Source organism: Streptomyces sp. CBMA29, assembly GCF_014596445.1.
Classification (GTDB): domain Bacteria; phylum Actinomycetota; class Actinomycetes; order Streptomycetales; family Streptomycetaceae; genus Actinacidiphila.
This window is the reverse complement of record NZ_MECL01000224.1, coordinates 59,999-86,075: the sequence shown is the minus strand read 5'-3', so window position 1 is coordinate 86,075 and position 26,077 is coordinate 59,999. Positions and strand designations below refer to the sequence as shown.

Sequence of the window (26,077 nt, the reverse complement as noted above, 5' to 3'; positions counted from 1 at the left end):
GCGGTCCGCTCACCGTCTCCGGGACATGGCTCGCACAGCGACTATGGCCGCGAGTGGGCTGGTACTACTGGTACATGCATGAAGAGACCGCGCAGTCCGCGATCGACACGTTCATCTCCGCGTTCAACGCGTCGGACGACGCCTATGTGACCGGGCTGCTCTCCCAGGCCCTGACCTCGGACGTCCTCTTCTGGGGGCCGTTGGGACGCAGCGAGGGGATCGAGGCGGTCGAACGCTTCGTGCTGGACATCCGGCGCCACCCGGCGGGGGCCGGCACGATGGAGCGCCGCTCGGCGGTGGACATGCCCGACGAGTGGGCCCGGTACGAGTGGGTCTTCACCACTCCCGACGGAGGCCCCCGTCTGACGGGAACCGACGTCGTCCATCTGCGGCGGAGCCTCATCGACCAGGTCATCGTCTTCGCCGGAGAGATCAAGCCGGCCGATTCCCCTGCCGCCCGCCCCAACTGAGCTCGGCCCACACGAGTTTCCCCGGCCCCTCCCGGGTCGCCGTCCCCCAACACCCCTCCGTCAGCGCCTCCACCAGCGCCAGCCCGCGCCCGTGCTCGTCCCAGGCGGTGGCCTCGCGCGGCGAAGGAGCTTCGCTGCGCGCGTCGTGCACCTCGATACGGAGACCGCCGTCGGCCAGCCTCAGAAAGCGGGTGCCGATCTTTCGCCCCGGCACCCTCCCGTGCTGCATGGCGTTGGTCAGCAACTCCGAGAGCACGAGCGCTGCCGCGTCCCCGAGTTCGTCCATCTTCCACTCCCCGAGGGTCTCTGCGAGGGCGTGCCGGGCGCGGTGCACGGTTAGCGCCGTGGGCGGCCAAGTCCGTACGGGTTCGGATGAGTTGGCCGCCGTGGGCGGCGGGGTCTCGTGCATGGCCTTGCTCACTTTCAGGGAGGGGTCTGATGCGCTGTGTTAGCGATTCCCTTCAAGCGTGGCAGCGAAAGGGATACGCTGACACCGGGTAGTCGGAATTCTGAGCGCCAACCTTTGGCGTGAATTCCCGCGCCCGAATAGCACTTTCACGCGGCGCGGCGGAATCTCCCGCTGCGGCGCAGAACGTTTCGCGCGCAGGCAGAACGTTCTCCCAGGAGCCGAACCGCACGGAGGAGAGAGTGGATGATGGCAGACATGGAGTCGGCGACCCCTGCGCTGTGCCGCCTTCAGTTGGGGAGCGAACTGCGTCAACTTCGCCTGGCAGCGGGCCTTAAGGGCGCTCAGGTCGTCAAGAAGCTGATCTGGAGCCCGTCTAAGCTCACCCGACTGGAGACGGGAGAGAACACATCCGTCGATACCGCCGACGTGATGGCGCTGTGCGAGATCTACGGGGCCGACGCGGACAAGCGGGCCGTTCTGATGAGCTATGCGGCGGTCACCAAGACCAGGCGTGACTGGTGGCTGACGCCCGAGTACCGCGCGATTATGAAGCCCGGCTTCAAAGCGTTTCTTGACCTTGAAGCCGCCGCCGAAGCAATGCAGATGTTCCAAAATGGCTTCGTCCCTGGACTGTTGCAGACCGAGGGGTATGCCAGAGATATCCACCAACGTTCCGATGGGCAATTCTCGGCTGAGGAAATCAGCAGAATGGTCACCGTCCGCATCATGCGGCAGCAGGCGCTGAGCCGGACCGATGCGCCGCCGCTGAGGCACACGTCGGTCATCGACGAGGCAGTCATTCGCCGAAGCGCGGGCCGTCCACAGGTCATGCGCGATCAACTGGCCCACATCGTCGAGGTCGTGGAGTCTCGTCCGAACGTCAAGGTGCAGGTCATGCCATTCCGTGCGGGTGCCAGCATGGGCATGAACGGCTCATTCGCCATCTTCCAGTTTCCGGACCGGTTGAACCTGAAGCCGCTGGTGCATCTGGAACATATCGCCGACACATGGATCAAGCGCGATGAAGCCGACGTCAAGCGATTCGCGAACGCCTTCTCCGACCTCCAGGCCCTCGCCTTGGGACCGGACGAGTCTCTGAGCATGATCAAAGAAGCGATCAAGGAGCACTGACACCATGACCTTCAAGGCCAACTCCCTCATTGGCGTTACCTGGTTCAAGTCGAGCTACAGCGACGGCCTGGGCGGCGACTGCGTCGAGGGTGCCCGCCTCCCGGACGGCGCGATGGCCGTCCGTGACTCCAAGGATCCCCAGGGCCCCGCCCTGGTCTTCCCGGCCGAGGCGTGGAACGCCTTCGCGGAAGCCGCCCGCAGCGGCGAGTTCCCCGCGACGTGACCCCGCCTCGTGCACCCGTCGGGTCGCCGGGCCACCGTGGGGTGTGGGTGATCGGGGCGACACGCGCTAGGCGGCCCGCCACGGGGTAGCGGTCGGGATGGGAGAAGGTGGCCTCGTCGGGCACGCGGTTCGCGGGAGGACGGTGCCGCACCTTTTCCGGTTGGGCCGCAGGCACGTCGTAGAGGAGTGAATTCGTATGACGGGTGACGTCTTCGGGAGTTCCGAGGCATTGAGGGAACTGACGATCCACGACCGGCACGGGCAATTCATCGGCCGGGTCAGCCATGTGTACGTGGACGACTGGGACCGTCGGCCGCAGTGGGTGACGGTGAGGACCGGGATGCACGGCTTCGAGGAGACGTTCGTCCCCTTGGCCGGCGCCGAGCACGAGATCGGGCGCGACACGGGCGGCGGTGTGCTGCGGGTGGCGTACGACCTCGACACGATCAAGGCCGCGCCGCGCGAGGACGCCGAGCAGCACCTCGGACTCGACCAGGAGCAGGAGCTGTACGCCCACTACGGGCTCCTCCCGCCGGAGGGCCAGGCATCCGGCGCCCCGGGCGTGGGGGCCGACCGACCCACCGCCCCCCTCACCGGCCACGACGAGGGCATGGACGACATCAAGGAACTCTCCGACGCCCCCGCCCGCCCCCGCCTCCGCAAGGCCGCCCCCGCCGAATCCGCCCCCTCGGATCCCCCCGTCTCCTCCGAACCCCCCGCCCCGACGTCCGAGCCCGCCCCCTCCACCCCTCCGCCCCCGCCCGCCCCCGACGACAAGCCCTAGGCGCCCCAAGAATCCCGTTGGCGTTGTCAGACCCCCGGCGTAGATTTTTCGCGTGGTCGTCACCGACGATCACCGGATGATTACCGGCACCCACACGTGCCGGTTCCCAGGGGGGGACGATGACAGGGATGCGCGCGAGCATGCGTGGATCGCGACGGTACGGCGGCCTGGTGGCCGCCGTACTGCTCGCCGCCGCGGCGGCGTTGACGGTGGCACCGACGCCGGCGCGGGCGGCCGACACGGCGGGACCCGCGCCGAGCGGGCTGAGTACGACCCCGGCCCCGGTGGCCGGCGGGAGCGACGACGGGTGCGGGGCGGACGCGCCGTACGGATACATCGGGAACACCGGAATCACCTTCAACGCGACGTCGAACGGTAATCCGGGAGTCTTCTACGACACCGAATTCCTCGTGCAGCCGGACGACGGCTCGGCGCCGTACGACTATTCGGCGTCCGGATACGGGGGCGGGCGGCGCTGGCTGACGCTGCCGTCGACGGACTTCACGGACGGCGTGACATACACCTGGCGTGCCCGCGACGTGGACCAGGCGGGGGCCGCCTCGGACTGGTCGGGCGACTGCCACTTCATCGCGGACCATACTCAACCTGCCCTGCCCGTCGTGACGTCGAAGATCTTCGGTCCGGTGACCCCGACGCATCCGGCACCGCCGGTCCGCACCACCGGGACCTTCACGCTCAAGGTGTCGGGGCCGGCCTCGCAGGACACGGTCCGCTTCGAGTACGCGCTGAACCGGGAGATGTCCGTCGGCGGCGGCAACGCTTCGGTGCCGGTGGGCCCGGACGGCACCGCGAAAGTGAAGCTGACGCCCACTCAGTGGGGCGGCAACTGGCTCAACGTTCAGACGGTCGACCGGGCCGGGAACGTCTCCCCAGTGGTGCGGTACGAGTTCTCGGTGGCCTCCGCCACCGAGCAGGACCACGTCGGCGACCTCAACGGCGACGGGACGGCCGACCTGCTCGCCACCGGCACGGACGGAAAGCTGTACGTGCTCTACGGCAAGGGCGACGGCACGCTGAAGAAGGCCGTGACGTACGCCGACAGCGGTGACGACTGGGCGCCCGGCACCATCGTGCGCAACGGGGACAACAACTTCGACGGCTACCAGGACGTCTTGCGGTTCAGCGGCACCGGCTACGCGTCCTCCTACGCCAACAACGGGCTCGGCGACTTCGGCCGGTTCGGTGCGATGAGCGCACCCTGGAGCCGTGCCGACGGCGCCAGTTGGACCGTCGCCCGGCAGATCCTGCACGGCAACAGCGGAAGCGGCGGTCCCTCCGGCCGGATGGGCGACCTGCTCACGGTCGAGCACGGCGAGCTGCTGCGCTGGAACGGCGGTTACGGCCCGCTGACGCCCACGGTGATCGCCACCGGCCTCGACCACGGCACCGTCATCACCCCCGGCGACATCACGGGTGACGGCATACCCGACATCCTCGTCCGCGACGACTCCTCCGGCACGCTCAAGCTGGCCGCGGGCAACGCGGACGGCACGCTCGCGGCTCCCGCGGACTGGACGGCGTACGGCACCGGCTTCACCGCCGCCGCCTACCCGCGCGTCCTCAGCGCAGGGGACGCCAACGGGGACGGGATACCGGACCTCTACGCGGCGACCAAGCACGGCGTGCTGAAGTTCTTCGCCGGTCTGCCCGGCGGCGGCTACGCGCCCGCGGTCGGGGCGCGGGGTGGGCTGGACTGGGCGGGCGTTGTGGCGGCGGACTGACCGGCGGAAAAGTGGATAAAGGGGCTGCGGGGGGAATTCGTCCCGGAATCCGGTGGGCGGAAAGGGTGGCGGGAAAAGGCTGTACGTACCTCGGGGTTCGTGAACCCCGAGGTACGTATCGGAGCAGGTAGCAGCAGGTGCAGAAGGCGGGATTCCACTTAATTTTTTCGTGAAAGGATTGACGCGCTTCGTTAGATGGACACAGAATCCACTTCGCTCATAGGGGAGTTCGGGTGGAACGGGGTGGGGGCGGACTGTGAATATTCGTATGCGGCGCAGAGCGCGGAAGCTGGCGTGGCAGGGGGTCGCGGTGGGGGCGGCGGCCACGGTGGCGTGGGCGGGGCTCACGCCGTTGAACGCGGCGGCGGACCCCGCGCCCGGACCCGCACCGCAGACCGAGGCGCAGCGGGACCTGGACCAGGCGCAGGCGTCCGGGCAGCCGGTGGAGGTCGTGGGGGCGCGTACGGAGAGCACGACGACGTACGCGAATCCCGACGGATTCACCATGCGGCTCGACCAGTTCACGGCCCCGGTGCGCGTCGCGCGGACGGACGGCTCCTGGGCCGAGCCGGACGCGACCCTGGCCAGGAAGGCCGACGGGAGCCTGGCCCCGAAGGCGGCCGTGGTGGACCTGGCCTTCTCCGGCGGCGGCACCGCCCCGTTGGTGACGATCGGGCGTAACGGCCGCACGCTGGCGTTCAGTTGGCCCGGTACGCTGCCCGCTCCGACGCTGGACGGCGAGAGCGCCGTGTACGCCGACGTACTGCCGGGCGTGGACCTGCGCATGACGGCGACCACGCAGGGCTACCGCGAGGTGCTGGTGGTCAAGACGCCGACCGCGGCGGCCAATCCGGCGCTGAAGCGGATCGAGTTCGGGATGCGCGCCTCCGGCCTGGACGTCAGCGACACCGCGAGCGGCGGTCTGAGCGCGGTCGGCCCCGACGGGCAGGAGCTGTTCACGTCCTCGGCCGCCCAGATGTGGGACTCGCTCGGTACGGCGTCCGACCCGGTCGACAACCCGACGGCGAAGACCGCCAAGACGACCGCCAAGACCGCCGAGGCCCTCGCCCCCGAAGACGGTCCGGCCCCCGGCGCCACCACCGCCACCACCCCGCTGGACGTCACCGGCACCTCCGTCGCCGTCGTCCCCGACCCCCGCCTCCTCGCGGCCAAGGACACCGCCGCGTATCCGCTGTACATCGACCCCGACGTGTCGCTCGCCTCGGGCGCCCCGCAGCGCACGCTCCTGCGCAGCGACGGCTACACCAGCTACGGCTGGGGCAACGGCACCAACGGCGAGGGCGACGGCCACTGCGGCTCCTGGAACGGCTACTACTGCGGTCCCGGCTACACGCAACGGCTCTACTTCCAGTTCACCCCCGGCGCCCTCAAGGGCAAGAAGGTCCTGAAGGCGACCTTCCGCGTCACCTCGCCTTGGGCGTTCCAGTGCGCCGCGCGCTGGACGGACCTGGAGCGTACGAACAACTTCTCGTCGTCCACGACCTGGTCGTCCCGCCCCAAGGAACTCGACCTGATGGTCGACCGCTCCTTCTCGGCCGGCCGCGGTTCGGCCTGCGATCCCAACTCCCCTGACGCGCCGATCGAATTCGCCGACAACCCAGAGGAGACGAACGAGAATCTGACGCCCACGGTCGCGGACTTCGCCGCGGGCAAATTCGCCAAGCTCACCCTCGAACTGCGCGCGCACGACGAGTCCGACACCTCCGCGTGGAAGCGGTTCAAGAACAACGCGGCGCTGTCCGTCAACTACGTGGCCAACCCCGCGCTCCCGACGAAGATCGGTCTGGTCACGGGCAGCGGCGTGGTGTGCTCGACCAAGAGCGCCGACCCGTCGGTGATCTCCGACCCGACGCCCGCGCTGTCGTCGGTGCCGCAGACGGCGGCGGGCGGCGAGTCGGGCGCGCGGCTGCGTTCGGTCTTCAGCATGGACAAGTACACGGCGTCCAGCGCCACGTGGTCGAGCGCGTTCGGCGACATCGTGCGGCCCGCGACCGGATTCGTCGGCGACAACGTCTCACCCGGGGTCGCCACCGCGCCCACCCTGACCGACGGCACGCTGTACCGCTATCGCACATGGACCCGTTCGTACTACGACAACCAGAGCAGCTACCTGTCGGGACCGTCCAACGGCTCGACCACCGGCTGGTGTTACTTCAAGGTCGACTCCACCGCCCCCAAGGCGCCGACGGTCGCCTTCGCGCGTACCTACAGCGAGTGCCTGCCCAACGCCTGTGTTCCGGCGGGCGGTCCAGGAGTAGAGGGCAAGGTCACCTTCGGGCCCGCGTCCGGTGACACCAACACCGCCTACGAGTACAAGCTGTCCTCGTCTGCCGCGTGGATCGCGCTCGCGGCCGGGGTCACCAGCGCGACGATCACACCGCCCGTCTCCGGCACGTACCACCTGGACGTACGCGCCAAGGACGTCGTCGGCCGCTGGGGCGCGGAGACGGTCAAGGACTTCCTGGTCGCGGCCGGTGCGGGCCCGGTCGGGCAGTGGAGTTTCGACGAGAGCGGCGGCCAGGCCGTCGACACCTCGACCACGGTGCCGGCGCAGCAGCACAACGCGACGCTGTCCGGCACCGGCGCGGTCCGCGACGCCAACGGCCGTCGCGGCGACCTGCCGGACGGCAACGGCGGCAGCACCCCGGACAAGGGCCTGCACCTGGACGGGACGTCGGGGTACGCCTCGACGGCGGGGCCCGTGCTGGAGACCCGCTCGGCGTACACCGTCTCGGCGTGGGTGAAGCTGGACACCACCACGCCCAACGGCATCGTGCTCTCCCAGGACGGGACGACGTACAGCCCGTTCATCCTGGCCTACGACCACGGCCTGGGCACCTGGTTCTTCGGGGTGAAGCAGCAGGACGCCAACACCGGCACCGCGTACTACGGAGTGGCGGCCAAGTCCCCGCCCAGGACCGGGGTGTGGACCCACCTGCTGGGCAGCTACGACCCGGCGACCTCGCAGAGCGCGCTGTACGTGAACGGCGTGCTCCAGGGCACCGCGACCACCACCGGCTCGTGGTCGGCGACCGGCGCTTTCCAGATCGGGCGCTACAAGTGGGGGACGTACCAGTACAACTTCTCGGGCAGCATCGATGAGGTGAAGGTCTGGCAGCGGACGCTGACCTCGCGGGAAGCCTCCGACGAGGCGCGGCTGCTCGGCGCCGACGGCAAGGCCCAGGTCGAACTCACCGCGGCCTGGGACCCGTCGGGCGCCTCCGGCACCACCCTCGCCGACACCGCCTCCGGTTACGGCCGCACCCTGACCACCTCGGGCGGCGCCACCCTCGACGGCGACACCGTCGCTCTCGACGGCACCACCGGTTCGGTCTCCACCCCCGGCTCCGTCGTGGACGACACCGGCTCCTTCACGGTCACCACCCGCACCCAGCTCGACGCGGCTGCCCTGGTCACCCACCCCGTCGGCTACACCGAACAGATCGCCGGGCAGCGCTCGGCCGACGGCTCCTCGTGGGGCGTGTGGTTCAAGTACACCGGCACCACCACCACACTGGACGACGACGGCAACGTCATCACCGTCCCGCAGGGCCAGTGGCTCTTCGGCCGGGTCGCCGCCGACGGCACCTTCACCGGCGCCGTCTCGCCCAACGACGACCCCGGCGGCGGCAGTGCGGACGGCGCCGTCCAGGTCACCGGCGTCCTGGACGCCCAGTCCGGCACGGTCAGCCTCTACCTCGGCGACAACCTCCAGGACACCCAGCCCTACACCCCGGTCCAGGGAGCGGGCGACTTCACCGGTGGCCGCGCCTACGTCGGCGCGACCTGGGGGCACTACCTGGCGGGCCAGATCGAGGACATCCGCGTCTGGTCGGGCGCGATGACCGACTCCGACCAGATCACGTCGGTCATCGACGGCTGACCCCGGGCGGACGGCGGCCCCGGCCGGTCAGCGCGCCGGCACGGTGCGAGCGGCCGGGGCCGCGTCCTCCTCCACCGGGAGGGCGGCCGTCAGACGGAAGCCGCCGTCGGCGGCCGGGCCCGAGGTGAGGGAGCCGCCGGCGGCGGCGAGGCGTTCGGTCAGGCCGCGCAGGCCGGTACCGGTGCGGGTCCTGGCGTCGCCGTCCTGACCGGACGGCGGCGGACAGGACCCGCGGCCGTTGTCGCTGATGGTCAGATGGGCCCGGCCGCGCCCGGTGGCGAGTTCGATACGGGTCTGCGTCGCGCCGCTGTGCCGGACGACGTTGGTGACGCCCTCGCGGACCACCCAGCCGAGCAGCGCCTCGGTCTGCGGGGGCAGGGGCGGGCCCGACTCCTGGACCACGACCTCGATGTCGGAGGCGGTCAGGAGGGAACGGGCCCGGTCGAGTTCGGTCGACAGGCTGCCCTCGCGGTAACCGGTGACGGCCTCGCGGATCTCGGTGAGCGCCTGGCGGCCGACCGCCTCGATGTCGGCGACCTGGGCGAGCGCCGCGTCGATGTCGCGCGGCGCGATCCGGCGCGCGGCCTCGGACTTCACCACGACCACCGACAGGGTGTGCCCGAGCAGGTCGTGCAGGTCGCGTGAGAACCGCATCCGCTCCTGGGCGACCGCGCCGCGCGCCAGCTCCTGCCGGGTCTCCCTGAGCTGGGCGACGGCGTAGGAGAGCGTGATGATCACCGAGACGACCAGGCCGGACAGGAAGGTGCCGTACGCCAGGCCCGCCGTGCCCCAGAAGCCCTGGCCGTGGGTGCTCGCGGTGACTCCGGCGGTCGCGCTCAGCGGCGTCAGCATCAGGCCGAGGCCGCGACGGGTGGAGGCCACGGCGCCGACGCTCAGCGAGACCAGCGTGTACAGCAGCAGGAAATTCCCGCCGTAGGCGATGGCCAGCGTGGCCGTACAGACGGCCAGCGCACCCAGCAGACGGTACGGGACCGGCCCCCTGCGCCACCGCTCGTGGAAAGCCGAACGGACCGTGAACACGTACAAGAGGCAGAACAGCGCGAGGCCGCAGCCCGCGAGCCAGGGGGCGGGGACCCGGCTCTGGGCGATGTCGTTGCCGGGGCCGATGACCATCAGCAGCCAGGGGTAGAACGCCTTGCCGTCGGGGGACTTGATGTGCTCGATCTCGCGGGCGAAGTCGTGCGGTGTGCCGCGCCGCCAAAAGGCCCTGCCGCACGGCTTGTCCGTGGCCTCGGCCGGGTGGCCGGCCGCGCCGGGCGGGCGGTCGGTCACGCCGTCGGCCATGCCGTTGTTCGCCGTCATGGCGGTCACCGTCCCCGTTCGGTACGCGCTGTACGTGTCCCGGCGGGGGGTCGCCTGGTGCGTCGTCGTCATGCGGTCCGCGCGCCCCGCCGGTAGGAGAGGACGGCGTAACCGGCGAAGACGACCAGCCATCCGCCGAGCACGGCCACCGTACCCGCGCCGGGCGCGTGCCGGTCAAGCACGCTCCAGCCGAGCTGGCCGAAGCGCTGGGCGGGCGTCCACTGGGAGACCTGGGCGAGCCAGTGCGGGAAGGCGTCGACCGGAATCCACAGGCCGCCGACGATCGACAGGCCCATCATGCAGGCCATGCTCGTGACGCCGGTGGTCTGCGCGGTCAGACCGTAGCCGTTGCCGAGGCCGAGCAGGGTGAAGGGGATCGTGCCGACCCACAGCAGCAGGGCGGTGGCGACCCACTGCCACACGGCCAGGCGCACGCCGTTCACCAGCGCCCCGGCCAGCAGGACGGCGCAGATCGCGGGCAGTACCGTCACCCCGGCGGTCAGCGCCCGGCCGACCACGACCCGGAACGGGCTGAGCGGGGTGACGCGGAGCTGCCGCAGCCAGCCCAGACCCTTGTCCTCGGCGACGCCGGTCCCGATTCCCATCGACGCGCCGAGCGCGCCGTACGCCGCCATGCCGACCATGTAGTACCGCGCGTAGTCGATCCTGTCCTGGCCGTCGCCGCCGACCCCGAGGTTGGTGAAGAGCAGGTACATCAGCACGGGCATGGCGAAGCCCATGACGATGAAGCCGGGGTCGCGCAGGGCGCGCCGGACTTCGAGCTTCACGTACTCGGTCATCGGACGGCTTCCTTCTTGAGGGGGCGGGCGGGCGTGGAGTGCGGGGTCGGGGGGTCGGTAGCCGGGAGTTCGGCGGCCGGGGGCTGGGCGGCCGGGAGTTCGGTGGCCGGGTGGGGTGCGGTCAGGGTGAGGAAGGCGTCCTCCAGGCTGGCCGGGACGACCTCCAACCGGCGGACACGGTCGCTCGCCGCGAGGGCGACGACGGTGGCGTCGGAGTCGGAGGTACGCAGCAGGGCCCGGTCGCCGCGGATCTCGACGCCGGTCACACCGGGCAGCGCGCGCAGGCCCGCGGAGCCGGACCCGGCGAGGTCGAACGAGACGAGCGTGCCGCCGACGGCCTGCTTGATCTGCTCGCCGGTGCCGTCGGCGACGGTACGGCCCCGGTCGATCACCAGGATGCGGTCGGCGTGCTCGTCCGCCTCCTCCAGGTAGTGCGTGGAGAACAGCACGGTGTTGCCGCGGGCCGCGTAACCGCGCATCGACCGCCAGAACACCCGCCGCGCCTCCACGTCGAGGGCGGCCGTCGGCTCGTCCAGCACGATCAGTTCCGGGTTGCCCGCGACGGCCAGCGCGAAGCGGAGCCGTTGCGTCTGGCCGCCGGACAGCTTGTCCACGCGGCGGCCCGCCAACTCCGTGATCCCGGCCAGCGACAGCGCCTCCGCGACAGGCATCGGGCGCGGATACGTGGTCGCCACGAACGTCACCAACTCCTTGACGGTGGCGCGCGGGATCGGCCGCCCGTCCTGGAGCATCGCGCCGACCCGCCCGGCCCTGACCGCCTCCTGCGGCGTGCCGCCGAACAGCCGCACCTCGCCGGCGTCGGGCCGGTCCAGGCCGAGCAGCAGGCTGATGGCGGTCGACTTCCCGGCTCCGTTACGGCCGAGCAGCGCCATCGTGCCGCCGCGCGCGATCTCCAGGTCGATCCCGGCCACGGCCCTGACCGGCCCGAAGCTCTTGTGGATGGCGGTGAAGCGTACGGCGGGTGAGGTTTTCTCCATGGCCAGGAGCGTAGGGAGGGGAGAGGCGGGGCGGGCAGAGGTGAATGTCCGGAGCGGGGCAGTACAAATGTCACGGGTGCGGGGGGCTCCGGCGGGCGGGGCGGACGGGAATCGTCTCACCTGACGATGTGTCAGCTCTTCTCACTTCCTGGGCTTTGCGTTATACAGAAACCACCTCTAGAACATGTTCTAGCCAGCGCACCGGAAGTACCCGTCACCGGAAGTGCCTCGGAGGGACCATGCCCATCGACGTCGCCAAGGCCCTCGCGGCCGAGCCGCGCCGCACCGAAATCGCCTGGAACCACAAGGACGTTCTCCTCTACCACCTGGGGATCGGCGCCGGGCGCCCGGCCACCGGCGCGGACGAACTGCGCTACACGCTGGAGAGCCGGCTGCACGTACTGCCGAGCTTCGCGACCGTCGCGGGCGGCGGGCCCGGTTCGGTGGACGGCTCGATCGGCCCCGGCATCGACGTGGACCTCGCCGCCGTCCTGCACGGGGGCCAACGCCTCGTACTCCACCGGCCGTTGCCGGTGAGCGGCCGTGCCGTAAGGACCGGATCGGTCGCCGCCGTCTACGACAAGGGGAAGGCCGCCGTCATCGTGCTGCGCTCCGAAGTGGCGGACGACGACGGGCCGTTGTGGTCCTCCGACAACGAGATCTTCGTCCGCGGCGAAGGCGGCTTCGGCGGCGAACGCGGTCCCTCCCGCCGTCCGGAACCACCAACCCGCGCCCCCGACAAGACCGTTGACGTACCCGTCCGCGAGGACCAGGCGCTGCTCTACCGGCTGTCGGGCGACTGGAACCCGCTGCACGCCGATCCCGAGTTCGCCGCCACCGCCGGATTCGACCGCCCGATCCTGCACGGACTGTGCTCGTACGGCGCCACGCTCAAGGCCGTCACCGACACGCTGCTCGGCGGCGACGTCGCCCGTATCCGGTCGTACGCGACGCGCTTCGCGGGTGTCGTCTACCCCGGCGAGACGCTGCGGGTGCGGATGTGGGCGGACGGGGACGGCGGCGCGGGTCCCGGCCGGATCGTGGCCGCGGTGGCGGCCGTGGAGCGGGACGAGGCGCCGGTCCTGGCGGACACCGTCATCGAGCACACCTGAGCCCGTGGGGCACACCGGGCCTCGCGCCCGGCGGCTTCCGGCTCAGCGGCTTTCGGCTCAGCAGCTTTCGGCCCGGTCTTCTGCCGGGCCTCCGTAGCGACCAACGTCTTCGCACCATCCGAGGGGAGCCGTACCGTGCGCGCAGCCATCCAGCAGGAGACCGGCCAGGACAAGCTCGAAGTCGTCGACGACATCGAGGCCGCGGGCTTCGGGCCCGGCAAGGTACGTATCCGCGTCAAGGCGACCGGACTGTGCCACTCCGACCTGTCCGCGATGAACGGCGTCCTGCCGCAGCCCGCCCCCTTCGTGCCGGGCCACGAGGGCGCGGGCGAGGTCGCCGAGGTCGGCGAGGGCGTCACGTCCGTCAAGGCCGGTGACCGCGTCCTGGTCTGCTGGCTGCCCGCGTGCGGCGAGTGCGCGTCCTGCAAGCGCGGCCAGACCGAGCTGTGCATCGCCGGATTCCTCAACGCGGGCACCGCCAACTACCGCCGCCCCAGAGCCGCTTCACCCGACGTCTTCGGTTTCGCCGGGACCGGCACCTTCGCCGAGGAGGTCGTGGTCGACGCCAGGTGCGCGGTGCCGATCCCCGACGACGTGCCGTACGAGATCGCCGCGCTGATCGGCTGCGGGGTCACCACCGGCATCGGCGCCGCCCTCAACACCGCCCGGGTGGAAGCGGGTTCGTCGGTCGCCGTGATCGGCTGCGGCGGCGTCGGGATCAGCGTCATCCAGGGCGCGCGGGCCTCGGGCGCAGCCGAGATCGTCGCCGTCGACCCGGTCGAGTCCCGCCGGGAGGCCGCCGGCCGCTTCGGCGCCACCGAGTCCGTGGACCCCGACGGCCTCGCCGACGCCAAGAACCGGCTCACCGCGGGCGAGGGCTTCGACTACGTCTTCGAAGTGGTCGGCAAGTCCGCGACCGCGCGCGCCGCGTACGACGCCACCCGACGCGGCGGCACCCTGTGCATCGTCGGCGCGGGCGCCATGGACGACAACCTCCAGATCAACATGTTCGAGCTGTTCTTCGACGAGAAGCGCATCCTGCCGTCCCTCTACGGCGGCGGCGACGTCCTGCGCTCCTACGACCGCGTCATCCGGCTCTGGCGCGCCGGGCGCATCGACCTCGAAGGGCTGATCACGCACCGCGTGCGCCTGGAGGACATCAACGAGGCGATCGACCAGATGCGGACGGGTGTCGCGCTGCGTACGAGCATCACGATCTGATGGGGGATCAGCCAATGCCGAACGGTGAACTCCCGCTCGCCGGGCGGACCGCCGTCGTCACCGGGGCCGGGCGCGGACTCGGGCGCGCCGAAGCGCTCGAACTCGCCCGGCTCGGGGCGCACGTCGTCGTCAACGACTTCGGGCAGCCCGGCCGCGACGGCTCCGGCGCCTCCTCCGCCACCCCCGCGCAGGAGGTCGTCGCCGAGATCGCCGCCGCGGGCGGCAGCGCCGTCGCCCACCACGGCGATGTCGCCGACCACGAACAGGCTTCGGAACTCGTTCAGTTGGCCGTCGAGCGCTCCGGGCAGCTCGACATCCTCGTCAACAACGCCGGGATTCTCCGCGACCGCATGGTCTTCTCCATGACCGAGGACGAGTGGGACTCCGTCATCCGGGTGCACCTCAAAGGCCACTTCAACACCATCCGGTTCGCCGCCGCGCATTGGCGCTCGCGCGCCAAGTCCTCCGGGGCTCCGGTCTTCGGGCGCATCGTCAACACCGCGTCCGAGGCGTTTCTCGCCGGGTCGGCCGGACAGCCGAACTATGCCGCCGCGAAGGGGGGCATTGTCGGGCTCACGACGTCCACGGCGGAGGCGCTTCGGCGGTACGGGGTCACCGCCAACGCCATTTGTCCGCGGGCGCGGACGAGGATGACGCTTGACGTGTTCGGCTCTGCCGAGGCCGGGGGGCTCGATCCGCTGGCTCCCGAGCATGTTGCTCCGCTTGTCGGGTACCTTGCCGGGCCCGCTGCCGCGGGGGTGTCCGGGCAGGTTTTCGTTGTGCACGGGGGGATGGTGGCCGTTCTGCAACGGCCGGTGGTGGCGGCGCAGTTCGACACGGAGAAGTCGGTTTTTTCGTATGGGGAGCTTGACGGGGTTTTGACGCCGTATTTCGAAGGGGGGGAGCGGGGCTCTTTTTCTGCCGTTGAGGTGTTGCGGCTGCGCCGCTCCTAGTTGTCTTTTCCCGCCCGCCCACCCGTGCGGGTGCTTTCTCCGTCTGCGGGTGCCGCTTGTGCCTGGGTCGGTCCCGGCCCGGGGTACCTCCTCGAAATCCGTAACACCTGGCCCCTCGTATCCGGTGACCTTCTTGTCAACGTATTTCTGCGGGGGCACCCCGCCCCGTCCCCTCCCGGTACGTCGGCGTCCGCCTGTCCGGTGGGGGTGGGTGCAGGGCCCCGGGGAGAATCCCGTTCGTCCGTTTTGATCATGGGATGCCGTGCAGGTTGAGGGCTGTGTCGAGGCGGGTGTGAGCGCGTCTGCCGCTGGCGATGTTGGTCCAGCCGGGTCAGGTCGCGTAAGGGGCTCATGACGGCCGGGCTGTGGCGGCTTCGGATTTGGCTGCCGTCCTCGGGGAAAGTGACGTCCTTGATCCAGTGGACGGTGTCCTCGATGATCCAGTGGTCGCGGGCCCAGGAGGCGATCTCGGCGGGGGATGCCTGGTGGGCGGGCAGGTCCGTGACTGTGTAGACCGTCTCGGTCTGCCATTTCTTCGCACCGAGGGGCCGGCGTTTGCGGTGGATGCGAACGACCTGGCGGGCGTGCGGGAAGAGCAGGCCGTCCACGGAGACGACTTTTACCTCCCGTATCTCCTTGCGGCCGTGTCCCCGCTCGCATGAACGGTCAAGGACAGATGCCCTTGGCCCAGGGCAACTTTCTCAACTGACCCGCGAGCGTAAGCTAGTTGTTCTTCACCGATAGCAGGTTGTGGGCGTGGCGGTCCTCGACGATGTAGCGGGCGTGATCTTTCTGCGCGTGCATCGCGTCCACCGTGATCACGACCTCGTGCAGGTCCGCGTCGTCGATGGTGTCCAGCACGGCGAACGCCCGCCTGCCCGCCACCACTGCCTACAGCACCGGCAATGCCAACGCCACGACGGCCCTGCCCACCGAGACCGTCACCAACCACTATGGTGACCAGGACCAACTCGGTATCGTCGACGGCACGCTGTCGCAGGTCTACCTGCGTGGCGCCAGCTATACCCTCTTCGGGGAACTCGCCCAGGCTCAGCTCGGCAATACCGGAGCCATGGTCGTCCAGACTCTCGGGTACGACGCCATCACTCACCGCCTGGCCTCAACGCTCGTCGACCGCCAGGCATCCGGACCGCAGACCCTGTCGAACATCAAGTACACCTACGACACGGCAGGGAACGTCACGCGGGTCCGGGACGATCAGAACGACGGCACCATCGCCGACGACCAGTGCTTCGCCTACGACTGGGCCCGGCGTCTGTCGGAAGCATGGACCACCGCCGACGCCTGCACGACCCGACCAGTCAACGGCACCGGTACCCCGGCGCTCGGCAGCGTGGACCCGTACTGGACCAGTTGGACCTTCACCAACAGTGCCGACCGGGCCACGGAGACTCAGCACAAAGCCGGCCCCATCACGGCCAACACGACCCGCAACTACACCTACCCCACCACCACCGGTGCCGCACGGCCCCACGCGGTGCTCAACGTCACCGCCACAGGCGGAGCCACAGGGACAGATACCTACCAGTACGACGAAGCCGGTAACCTCACCACGAAGACCCCCGCCACCAGAGCCGCGCAGGGCCTCACTTGGAACCAACAGGGACGGCTGGCCACTTCTGCGGTCTCCGGTGCCACCACCGCGTTCCTCTACGACGCTGATGGCACCCGCATCCTCAAGCGCGAACCCACTGTCACCACCCTCTACCTGCCTGGCGGACAAGAACTCGCCCTCACTAAGTCCATCAACACCGTGGCCGGAACTCGCTACTACACAATCCCCGGCGGCTCAGCCATCCGCACCAGCAGCGACGCCCGCGTCCGCCTCCTGGTAGCGGATCCGCACGGCACCAACACCCTCTCTGTGAGCGCCACCACGCTCGCTTTCAACCGCCGCAAGACCATGCCCTACGGCGCCCCCCGCGGCACCGCCCCTAGCTTCTGGCCCGGCCAGAAAGGCTTCGTCAACGGCGACATCGACACCACCACCGGCTACACACACATCGGCGCCCGCGACTACGACCCCACCACCGGCCGTTTCATCAGCGTCGACCCCCTCCTTGACCCCAATGACCCCCAGTCCCTCAGCGGCTACGACTACGCCGACAACACCCCTGTTACCAACAGCGACCCCACAGGCACACGCCTTGCTTGCGGCGGCAATTTCGAAGAGGCGTGCCCGCAACCCTCTACTCGGCCGGCAAGTACGAGCACCACTCCAGACAGTGATTGCCCACCAATGTGCACACTGGACGGCCAGCCGCACGACCCCAACTACGGTCAGCTGTCAACAGGGGGCACAGCCAAGCCCAAGCAACCCACCACGGCCACCATTTTGTTCCTCGGCTATCCAGCAACCAGCGACGAGTACGAAAAACTCAAAAAACTGGGCTATAAAGGCTCGAAAGCAGTGACAGTAGCTTCCGTGGCGCAGTGGATCGATTCTGGGGACGCCGATCAGGCCATGGAGCGGTACATGGCGGCCTGCATGCTCTCTCAGGGCTCTGCTTACCAAACGTGCCAGTATGGAACTCGGCGAGTAGGCCACGTGAAGTCCGGTTCTCCTGTACTGCCGTACGACGTGGTACCAGCCCCGGATCCAACAACGCTTACGATCGCATCCGGTCTGACCTACCTCTCGATCGGCGTATCGGGATTTCTTTGTCCTGAAACGGGTATTGCGTGTGCCGTTGCCGTAGGGGCTAGCGCGGCGGCAGCGAGTGACGAGGTAATAAGCGGCGGGCACACACCGTGGAATGACCCGGTTTTCATCAAGGATACTGTGACAGGAGGTGCTCTCGGCTTCCTTACGATCGGGGTTCTTCGCCTGGGGTCGGCGCGTTACTCGACGTTGAAGGCGACGACGAGAGCGGCCGGCCCGGCCGTAGGGGCCAATCTGGAGGGGCGGTACCTTCAACTGCAAATACAGGTAACGCAGATGGAATACGAAGTGACCATGATGTTGGAGAGGTTCGGTAAGTGACGATGCTGTTTCTTGACCGGTGTGCAAGATGGTTGAATCGCTATCTTGGTCTATCCAGGTTGATCAAGGGGGCAGTATTTGCGGCTGTTTATATTATTACGGTGGTGGCCCACAGGTTGATCACGGGGAATTTCTCCACCTCGCTTCCGATTATGACGGCTACGCCCTTCCTGGCGGCCATGGTGGTTGGACCGTACCGCAACAACTCGGACTGATTTCAACATTCGGCCTTGGCTTATGAAGCCTAACGTGGCGGGAGATGGGAAAGGTGAGCCGCTGGGGATTTCTCAATCAAATCACTTCCAGTGGTCATTGGGCATAGATTTCGCGCCCTTATGGGTGGTTCGAGTAGGGCGGGTCGGCTGCGTGGCGGACCGTGCGGAGTGGCGATTAAGTAGACGCGCTCGATGGTCAGCTTCCCGGTCCTCAAGTCGCGTCGCCACCGTACGACTTGGATCGTCTGGCGGGCGCCGGGGTAGTCGAGGTGGCTGAAAGCGGCGACTTTGAGCCGGCGGACCTCGTCGAGGTGGTCGGCGTGGTCGCGAGTGCGGTGCCCGAGTGGGATGTCCCGCCAGGGCAGCTTCCTGACCTGGGCGTACAGGACGAGCAGGGCGAGGCGCTCAGGGACACGGACATGAGGGAAGATTGAGCGACGAGCACGGCAGCCTTGCTGATCTGGGAGCGTAGAGAACTCCATGATCCACAAGAGCCGTGCTCGTCTCATGTCCAGGCATCGATGATCAACCGGTCAAACCGGGAGTGACGGGATTCTCCCCGGAGCCCAGGGAGTGGGTGGGCGGGGTTTGCTCTTGTGCGTGGTCAGGCGGGGGCTTCGGTGGCGGGGTCTTCGAGGGTGTGGGAGTTGGTGAGGCTGAGGGCGCCGCCGGCGGCGATGAGGCCGACGAGGAGGGCGAGGAGGGCGTAGGTGATGCGTTCGCCGTGGAAGAAGGAGGCGACGAGGGCGCTGCTCCAGGTGCCGGGCGGGAGTTGGGTGGTGACGAGGGCGGCGATGAGGGTGCCGACCATGGCGGTGCCGACGCTGGAGCCGACTTCTTGGGCGGTGTCGTTGAGGGCGGCGCCGATGGAGGTGCGGTTGCTCGGCATGGCGTCGACGAGGGCGACGGCGCAGATCGTCATGACGGTGCGCAGTCCGACGGTCATGATCACCATGCAGACGGCGATGGCGGCGTAGCCGTGGTCGACGCCCCAGGAGAGGCCGGCGAGGGCGCCGGCCAGGCAGGCGGCGCCGACGAGGCAGGCGACGCGGTGGCCGAACCGGCGGGCGAGCCATTCGGACAAGGGGGTCGCGGCGAGCATGGTCACGATGATCGGCAGGTTGGCGAGGCCGGCGCGTACCGGGCTCCAGCCGTAGGCGTACTGGAAGTGGAGGATCAGCCCGAACATCACGCTGGCCATCGCGATGGACGTGCCGATCTGGGCGATGGCGGCGCCGCGAACGGTGCCGTTGGAGAAGAGGCTGAGGTCCAGCATGGGCGCCGGGGTGCTGCGCTCGTGGCGGACGAAGGCGATCGCGGCCACGACGGCGCCCACGATCGAGGCGAGGGTGATCGCGGAGAGCCAGCCGTGCTCGACGCCGCTGGTCAGGGAGTAGCAGGCGAGTCCGATGGCGGCGACGCTCAGGACGGCGCCCGGCAGGTCGAGCTTGTCCTTGGTCAGGTCCTCCGGCCGGTCGGCCGGGACGCCGAGCCGGACGCCGACGCACGCGATGACGGCGATGGGGGCGTTGACGACGAGCAGCCATTCCCAGCGCACATGGGCCAGCGCGGTGCCACCGAGCAGCGGTCCGAGGACGAAGCCGGACATGCCGACGACGATCATCACCGTCATCGCGCGCATGCGCAGGGCCTTGTCGTCGAACAGGCGGAAGACCAGTGAGTTCGTGATCGGCGCCATCGCCGCGGCGGCGACGCCGAGCGCGGCCCGCAGGGCGATGAGTTCGCCCGCCGTGGTGACGAGGACGACGCACAGGCTCAGCGAGCCGAACACGGCGAGTCCGACCAGCAGCACCCGGCGGCGCCCGAGCCGGTCGGCCATCGACCCCGCCGTGAGCAACAGGCCGCCGAAGGTCAAGGAGTACGCCCCGGTGACCCACTGAAGCGCGGTCGTCCCGCTGCCGAGGTCACGGCCGATCGTCGGCAGCGCGATCGACAGCAGCGTGTTGTCGACCATCTCGACGAAGAAGGCCAGGCAGAGAGCGGCCAGCGGAATCCACGCCGCGCTCAGGGACGGGTAGGTGTGTGACGTTTTCTGAAGCGTGGGAGTAGTCATGGCAGTCCTCCAATCGAACGTCATTCGGTTATCGAACAACGTACGATCCGCTACGATAGAACAACGTTCGATACGATGCAAGATCGCGATGGGGATGTGAGCCATGGCACGCCTGCAAAACCGTTCGGCCCAGGGACGCCGACGGGCCTCGCACTCGATGGAGTCCGTCCTCACCGAGGCCGTGGCCCTCCTGGACGAGGCCGGTGCGCCCGGATTGACCTTCCGCGCCCTCGCGCAGCGCCTCGGCGGCGGCGTCGCCAGCATCTACTGGTACGTCGAGAGCAAGGACGAACTGTTCGACCGCGCCACCGACCACGTGATGGGCGCGATCCTCGCCCGCGTCGAGGCACTGCCGCGCAGCGACGACCCGATCGACGACCTTCGCGCGATGGCCCTGAGCCTCTTCGACGCGATCGTGCGCCGGCCCTGGCTCGGCGCCTACTTCATGCGCAACACCGACGTGCAGGCCAACGCCCTGCTCGTCTACGAGAGGCTCGGCGAACAGACCCTCCGCCTCGACCTCACCGCCCAGCAGCGCTTCCACGCCGTCTCCGCGATCGTCGGCGTCGTCGTCGGCTCCGCCGTCGACCTCGGCCAGGAGCCCCCGCCGGAAGTCCTCAACGGCGCCGTCACCCGCGACGAATTCCTCGGCCGCTTCGCCAAGACCTGGCGCGAACTCGACCCCGCCGACTTTCCCTTCGTCCACGAAATCGTCGACGAGTTCGACGGCCACGACGACATCGACCAATTCCGCGCCGCCCTCGACCTCACCCTGACCGGCCTCCGCCTCCAAGCCGGCACCCCACCGGGGCGGACCCCCTAAAACCGCCCCCGCCGACGTCCTTTCCGTGGTGGCCGTGGTGTCGGTGGTGTCGGTCCCGGTCCGGGGTACCTCCTCGAAATCCGTATCACCTGGCCTTTCCGAATCCGGTACCCGGCCGTCAACGTATTTCTGCGGGGGCACCCCGCCCCGTCCCCTCCGGTACGACTACGACTGCCTGTCCGTGGACGGCTGAGGTGACCTGCGGGCCTTGGCCGGAGGAACCGCGGGGTGCGATTGCGGTCTCTGACGCCCCCCTCAGCCACAGCGGACTGGCGACCGCTGACGTACCCGAGCCCCACCCCCGCCCGCCCACCCGCACCGACTGGCGACCGCCGACGTACCTGAGCCCCACCCACCCCCGGCCCTCCCAGCCCCCACGGACCGTCGGACGCCGACGTACCGGAAGGGGACGGGCCGGGGTGCCCCCGCAGAAATACGTTGACAGGAACGTCACCGGATTCGGAATGGCCAGGTGTTACGGATTTCGAGGAGGTACCCCGGACCGGGACCGACCAGGCACAAGCGGCACCCGCAGACGGAGAAAGCACCCGCACGGGTGGGCGGGCGGGAAAAAAAGAAAAACCCGCTAATCGTCCGAAGGACGACGATGCTTCCCCTGAGGCTGAGCCTCACCCTCCTCAGAGGAAGAAGCAGGCCCCCGGTGGCGCCCCGAGGTATCCCCGGACCCCCCGTGGTCGTGAGAGGAACGCGCGTCGGACGACATCTTCCTGAATCTCCCCGAAATCCCCGTGGAACAACGAACCGGCTTACGCCGAAAGCGCGCGAACAAACTCGACCCGGACTGCGGCGAAGCCGCCCCGCGGTGGTCACGCGGAGTGCCCGGATGCGCGGCTTCGGGTGAGTCTACTGGCGGGGTCGACGTCCCGGTCATGGGGGTCACCCCGCCTTGGCGGCGGCCAGCGGCGCCTGCTGAAGCGGCAGCACCCGCCAGGGCAACCGCGTCGGCGCGGCCAGAGCCGTAGCGGAAGGGCCGGAGCTGAGGTCAGCGGAAGAACCGGAGCCGAGGTCAGCGGAAGAACCGGGCCCAGGCAGAGCCGCGGGCAGCGCCGCCGGCCGCCGCCGCCCCCCTGAAGCCCCGGCGGCAGGCCGCACCCGTGGTGCCTCGTACGGCGCCACCCCACAAGGCCACTCCGGCACCGAACACGGCAGCCGCAGCAAATCGTCGGCCCCCCAGTACCCCGTCGCCCCCAGCCACCCCGGAGGGGACGCCCGCCAGTGCGGCCGCCGCTCACCCGGTCGCCACAGCGCCAGCGACTCCGCCCCGCCCGGCGCCTCCGCGCGGAGCGCGACCACCGCCGCCTCGGGCATCAGGATCTGCCCCGGCTGCGCGGCGACCGGCGTGAGCAGGATGCCCGGCACCTGGAGCGCGTCGGGGAAACGCACCGGCCGCCGGCTGCCGAGGACGCCCCAGCCGAGCCGCGCCTCCCCGGTGGCGTCGCTGCGCAGGAGCAGCAGGCCGCTGTCGGGTTCCGCGAGGACGAGCCGGTCGTCGCTGTCCTCGGTGATCTGGAGGAGCGGGCTGGCCTCGCCGAGTCGCAGGTCGACGGCGACGGCCTTCGTGCGGCCGGCGAGCGTACGGTCGACGGCGAGCAGTCGCCCCGTACGGTCGAGCCAGACGCCGCCGGTGCAGCGGCCGGGCACGCGCATGACGGCGACAGGTCCGTCCTTCCCGGCGCCGTACACCTGCCAGACGGTCGTGACCCCGTCCCCCTTGACGGAACCCCCTTCGCCGGAGCCCCCCTCGTAGACGAGCGCGAAAGCCGCCCCACCCAAGGGACACGGGGGAAGAAGCGTTACTGCATCCCCGCCGAGCGACCCGATCGGCACCTCCCCGGTACCGGCCCCCGCCGGGTACAGCAGCGCCAGATCGTGGCGGTCGGCGACCCGCCGCCGGATCAGGACGCGCCCGTCGGGCAGCGGTACGACCTGCGTCCCGGCCTCCTCCGGCTGGGCGCCGGGCAGCGGCACCGCGTACGGCTCGGGCCCGAGCGTCCACCGCTCGGGGAACCAGCCGCTGACGCCGCCCCCGCCGTTCCCGTCTTCACCCGCGTCCGCGTACCCGTCCCCCTCCGGCGCGGGTACGCGAGCCTCGGCGAGGCAGGCCGCGTACGACCCGTCCGCGGCGATCGTGAAGCCCGACCGGCGCAGTACGCGGACGGCCGGGGGGATCTCCATGGCACTGGCACTGGCATGTGTACTCGCATGTGTACTGGCGCTCATATGACTCATCCACCTCCGGCACAGGACCGTAGTTTTCATTTTTCCGGACGATCAACGCGACTCGGTGCGGTTCACACGTAAGAGTGCGGGTTCTCCCGTTCTGCTCCGTGCGAAGGGGCAGATGTGCTCCGCCCGGCGAGCGGTCGCGCTCCCCGTGAACATCGGATGCGCCCCGCGCGCCCTTGACGAACGGGCCCGCGCACCCGTCGTGGCACCCCCCGGCGCCCGCGGTCACGGCGTACGGCATCCGGCGGACACGGGCGGCCAGGTAACCTTCCTACCGTGCCCACACTGTCCGACGTCATCGCCGCGCTCGACGCCCTCTGGCCCCCGGAGCTGGCCGAGGCGTGGGACGCCGTCGGCCTGGTCTGCGGCGAGCCCGAGGCCGAGGTCGGGCGCGTGCTGTTCGCCGTCGACCCGGTGCGGGAAGTCGTCGACGAGGCGGTACGGATCGGCGCGGACCTGCTGGTCACGCACCACCCGCTCTATCTGCGCGGTACGACGACGGTGGCGCCGACCGGCCCGGCCGGTTTCAAGGGCCGCGCCGTGCACGACCTGATCAGGAACGGGGTCGCGCTGCACGTCGCGCACACCAACGCCGACCGCGCTGACCCCGGCGTATCGGACGCCCTGGCCGCCGCGCTGGGCTTGCGGATCACCGGCCCGCTCGTACCCGACCCCACCGACCCCGCGGGCCGCCGCGGCCTCGGCCGGATCGGCGAGACCGCCGCACCGCTGACCCTGGCCGAATTCGCCGAGCGGGCGGCGCGAGGGCTGCCGCGTACCGCCACCGGCCTGCGGATCGCGGGCGACCCGCGGGCCACGGTCCGTACGGTCGCGGTCTGCGGCGGCTCGGGCGACAGCCTCTTCGCCGAGGTCCGCGCGGCGGGCGTCGACGCGTACGTCACCGCCGACCTGCGGCACCACCCGGTCTCCGAGGCGCGCGAGTCCGGCGCGCCCGCGCTGGTCGACGCCGCGCACTGGGCCACCGAGTGGCCGTGGTGCGAGCAGGCCGCCGCGCAGCTCGACGAGATCTCCGACCGGCACGGCTGGGCGCTGCGCACCCATGTCTCGTACGCGGTCACCGACCCGTGGACAGTGCACGCTGTCGCCCCGGAGCGCTCGGACACCCCGGAATTCCGGGGCGGCCAGGAGCTCCCGCAATCCACTTCCCGCCCTTCCAGCCGCACAGGAGCCCCCCGCTGAACGCCGAGCCCGCCGACCAGATCCGACTTCTCGAAGTCCAGGCCCTCGATTCGCGTATCGCGCAACTCGACCACAAGCGCAGGACCCTGCCCGAGCACGCCGAGCTGGAGCGGCTCGGCGCCGACCTCGCGCAGCTCCGTGACCTGCTGGTCGCCGCGCAGACCGAGGAGAGTGACACCGCGCGCGAGCAGACCAAGGCCGAGCAGGACGTCGACCAGGTACGCCAGCGCTCCGCCCGTGACCAGCAGCGGCTGGACTCCGGCGCGGTCACCTCGCCGAAGGACCTGGAGAACCTCCAGCGCGAGATCACCTCGCTCGCCAAGCGGCAGGGCGACCTGGAGGACGTCGTGCTCGACGTTATGGAGCGCCGCGAGGGCGCCCAGGAGCGCGCCACCGAACTGGCCGCGCGCGTCGAGTCCGTCCAGGCCAAGGTCGCCGAGGCCGAGGCACGGAAGTCCGCCGCCATCGAGGGCATCGACGCGGAGGGCTTCACGGCGGCCAAGGAGCGCGAGGTCATCGCGGGGACCGTGCCCGACGACCTGACCAAGCTGTACGACAAGCTCCGCGGGCAGCAGGGCGGCGTCGGCGCGGCGCGGCTCTACCAGAAGCGCTGCGAGGGCTGCCGCCTCGAACTCAACATCACCGAGCTGAACGAGGTCAGGGCCGCGCCCGCCAACACCGTCGTGCGGTGCGAGAACTGCCGCCGAATCCTGGTGCGTACGGCCGAGTCCGGCCTGTAGTGGCGGTGGTCCACGGGGGTGCGGCGCCCGACATGGCGGCGCCCACCACCTTCGTCCTGCTGCGGCACGGCGAGACCGCGCTGACGGGGGAGAAGCGGTTCTCCGGGAGCGGCGGAAGCGATCCGTCGCTGTCGGCCGCCGGGCGGCGCCAGGCCGAACAGGCCGCGGCGGCGCTGAGCGTACGCGCCGAAGGGCCGGTGCGCACAGAGCGGCCACTGGGCGAAGGCCACGACATCGAGGCCGTCGTCAGTTCGCCGCTGACCCGCTGCCGCGAGACCGCCCGGATCGCCGCCGACCGCCTCGGCCTGGACGTCCATCTCGAAGAGGGCCTGCGCGAAACGGACTTCGGGGCCTGGGACGGCCTCACCTTCGCGGAGGTACGGGACCGGCAGCCCGCCGAACTCACGGCCTGGCTCGGCTCACCCGACGTCCCGCCGCCCGGCGGCGAGAGCTTCACCGACGTCGCCGCCCGCGTCGCCGTGGCCCGCGACGCGCTGCTGACCGCCCACCGCGGCCGTACCGTACTGCTCGTCAGTCACGTCACCCCGATCAAGACGCTCGCGCGCCTCGCCCTGGGCGCGCCGCCCGAAGCGCTCTTCCGGATGTACCTCGCCCCGGCGTCGCTCTCGGAGGTGGCGTACTACGCGGACGGCAACGCGTCGCTGCGGTCGCTGAACGAGACGGCCCACCTGCGGTGACCGGGC

21 protein-coding genes and 1 pseudogene are annotated in these 26,077 nt (G+C 70.0%); 15 read left to right on the top strand and 7 right to left on the bottom strand.

Features of this window, described 5'->3' with window-relative positions; translation table 11 throughout:
* Positions 1–74: 74 nt before the first annotated feature.
* Positions 75–470, top strand: coding sequence for a nuclear transport factor 2 family protein (locus BGM09_RS31060; RefSeq protein ID WP_188285051.1), 396 nt, complete (start codon positions 75–77; stop codon positions 468–470).
* Here BGM09_RS31060 and BGM09_RS31055 read toward each other — a convergent pair.
* Positions 433–879 (bottom strand): ATP-binding protein, encoded by a 447-nt coding sequence (locus BGM09_RS31055; protein ID WP_188285050.1) that lies wholly within the window; start codon positions 877–879, stop codon positions 433–435. The genes BGM09_RS31060 and BGM09_RS31055 overlap by 38 nt on opposite strands.
* Positions 880–1,122: 243 nt before the next feature.
* On the opposite strand from BGM09_RS31055, the gene BGM09_RS31050 reads away from it, so the two are divergent.
* The 5 genes from BGM09_RS31050 to BGM09_RS31030 all read left to right on the top strand — a co-directional run bounded on the left by BGM09_RS31050 (position 1,123) and on the right by BGM09_RS31030 (position 8,663).
* On the top strand, positions 1,123–2,010 hold the full coding sequence (locus BGM09_RS31050) for a helix-turn-helix domain-containing protein (RefSeq protein WP_188285049.1): 888 nt from the start codon (positions 1,123–1,125) through the stop codon (positions 2,008–2,010).
* A gap of 4 nt (positions 2,011–2,014) precedes the next feature.
* The gene (locus tag BGM09_RS31045) at positions 2,015–2,233 is read left to right on the top strand and encodes a DUF397 domain-containing protein (RefSeq protein WP_188285048.1); all 219 of its coding nucleotides are present in this window, start codon (positions 2,015–2,017) and stop codon (positions 2,231–2,233) included.
* A gap of 196 nt (positions 2,234–2,429) precedes the next feature.
* On the top strand, positions 2,430–3,017 hold the full coding sequence (locus tag BGM09_RS31040) for a PRC-barrel domain-containing protein (RefSeq protein ID WP_188285047.1): 588 nt from the start codon (positions 2,430–2,432) through the stop codon (positions 3,015–3,017).
* A gap of 140 nt (positions 3,018–3,157) precedes the next feature.
* Positions 3,158–4,759: an FG-GAP repeat domain-containing protein gene (locus tag BGM09_RS31035; protein ID WP_188285046.1), complete on the top strand. Its 1,602-nt coding sequence runs from the start codon at positions 3,158–3,160 to the stop codon at positions 4,757–4,759.
* A gap of 268 nt (positions 4,760–5,027) precedes the next feature.
* On the top strand, positions 5,028–8,663 hold the full coding sequence (locus BGM09_RS31030) for a LamG domain-containing protein (protein ID WP_188285045.1): 3,636 nt from the start codon (positions 5,028–5,030) through the stop codon (positions 8,661–8,663).
* Positions 8,664–8,690: 27 nt separating this feature from the next.
* On the opposite strand, the gene BGM09_RS31025 is transcribed toward BGM09_RS31030, so the two are convergent.
* The 3 genes from BGM09_RS31025 to BGM09_RS31015 form a co-directional block, all read right to left on the bottom strand.
* A complete protein-coding gene (locus BGM09_RS31025) occupies positions 8,691–9,986 on the bottom strand; it encodes a sensor histidine kinase (protein ID WP_223187844.1) in 1,296 nt (431 codons plus the stop codon).
* A 68-nt stretch (positions 9,987–10,054) separates the two neighbouring features.
* Positions 10,055–10,786 carry an ABC transporter permease gene (locus BGM09_RS31020; RefSeq protein WP_188285044.1) on the bottom strand — a complete coding sequence of 244 codons (732 nt, stop codon included), beginning with the start codon at positions 10,784–10,786 and terminating at the stop codon, positions 10,055–10,057.
* A complete protein-coding gene (locus BGM09_RS31015) occupies positions 10,783–11,784 on the bottom strand; it encodes an ABC transporter ATP-binding protein (protein ID WP_188285043.1) in 1,002 nt (333 codons plus the stop codon). Before BGM09_RS31015 ends, BGM09_RS31020 begins: the two co-directional genes overlap by 4 nt.
* Before the next feature lie 239 nt (positions 11,785–12,023).
* On the opposite strand from BGM09_RS31015, the gene BGM09_RS31010 reads away from it, so the two are divergent.
* The 3 genes from BGM09_RS31010 (at position 12,024) to BGM09_RS31000 (ending at position 15,070) form a co-directional block, all read left to right on the top strand.
* On the top strand, positions 12,024–12,896 hold the full coding sequence (locus tag BGM09_RS31010; RefSeq protein WP_188285042.1) for a MaoC/PaaZ C-terminal domain-containing protein: 873 nt from the start codon (positions 12,024–12,026) through the stop codon (positions 12,894–12,896).
* Positions 12,897–13,031: 135 nt separating this feature from the next.
* On the top strand, positions 13,032–14,117 hold the full coding sequence (locus tag BGM09_RS31005; RefSeq protein WP_188285041.1) for a Zn-dependent alcohol dehydrogenase: 1,086 nt from the start codon (positions 13,032–13,034) through the stop codon (positions 14,115–14,117).
* A 14-nt stretch (positions 14,118–14,131) separates the two neighbouring features.
* A complete protein-coding gene (locus BGM09_RS31000; protein ID WP_188285040.1) occupies positions 14,132–15,070 on the top strand; it encodes a 3-oxoacyl-ACP reductase in 939 nt (312 codons plus the stop codon).
* 723 nt (positions 15,071–15,793) lie between these two features.
* Here BGM09_RS31000 and BGM09_RS30990 read toward each other — a convergent pair.
* On the bottom strand, positions 15,794–15,931 hold the full coding sequence (locus BGM09_RS30990) for a hypothetical protein (protein WP_188285038.1): 138 nt from the start codon (positions 15,929–15,931) through the stop codon (positions 15,794–15,796).
* On the opposite strand from BGM09_RS30990, the gene BGM09_RS30985 reads away from it, so the two are divergent.
* The gene (locus BGM09_RS30985; protein ID WP_188285037.1) at positions 15,918–18,074 is read left to right on the top strand and encodes an RHS repeat protein; all 2,157 of its coding nucleotides are present in this window, start codon (positions 15,918–15,920) and stop codon (positions 18,072–18,074) included. The two genes, BGM09_RS30990 and BGM09_RS30985, sit on opposite strands and share 14 nt — an antisense overlap.
* A 484-nt stretch (positions 18,075–18,558) precedes the next feature.
* Complete coding sequence (locus tag BGM09_RS30980) at positions 18,559–18,723, top strand: hypothetical protein (protein ID WP_188285036.1); 165 nt, start codon at positions 18,559–18,561, stop codon at positions 18,721–18,723.
* Positions 18,724–18,893: 170 nt separating this feature from the next.
* Here the strand turns inward: BGM09_RS30980 and BGM09_RS30975 are convergent, their stop codons facing one another.
* Entirely contained in the window at positions 18,894–20,363 is a 1,470-nt protein-coding gene (locus BGM09_RS30975) for an MFS transporter (protein WP_188285035.1), read from the bottom strand.
* A gap of 157 nt (positions 20,364–20,520) precedes the next feature.
* On the opposite strand from BGM09_RS30975, the gene BGM09_RS30970 reads away from it, so the two are divergent.
* The gene (locus BGM09_RS30970; RefSeq protein WP_188285145.1) at positions 20,521–21,186 is read left to right on the top strand and encodes a TetR/AcrR family transcriptional regulator; all 666 of its coding nucleotides are present in this window, start codon (positions 20,521–20,523) and stop codon (positions 21,184–21,186) included.
* 897 nt (positions 21,187–22,083) lie between these two features.
* Here the strand turns inward: BGM09_RS30970 and BGM09_RS30965 are convergent.
* A complete protein-coding gene (locus tag BGM09_RS30965) occupies positions 22,084–23,382 on the bottom strand; it encodes a hypothetical protein (protein ID WP_188285034.1) in 1,299 nt (432 codons plus the stop codon).
* A gap of 327 nt (positions 23,383–23,709) precedes the next feature.
* Between BGM09_RS30965 and BGM09_RS30960 the strand changes: the two genes are divergently transcribed.
* The 3 genes and pseudogenes from BGM09_RS30960 to BGM09_RS30950 form a co-directional block, all read left to right on the top strand.
* Entirely contained in the window at positions 23,710–24,633 is a 924-nt protein-coding gene (locus BGM09_RS30960; RefSeq protein WP_188285033.1) for a Nif3-like dinuclear metal center hexameric protein, read from the top strand.
* Positions 24,630–25,373, top strand: a complete 744-nt coding sequence (locus BGM09_RS30955; protein ID WP_188285144.1) for a zinc ribbon domain-containing protein — start codon at positions 24,630–24,632, stop codon at positions 25,371–25,373. Before BGM09_RS30960 ends, BGM09_RS30955 begins: the two co-directional genes overlap by 4 nt.
* A 14-nt stretch (positions 25,374–25,387) precedes the next feature.
* A pseudogene (locus tag BGM09_RS30950) lies at positions 25,388–26,071 on the top strand (histidine phosphatase family protein); the annotation flags it as partial.
* Positions 26,072–26,077 lie beyond the last annotated feature (6 nt).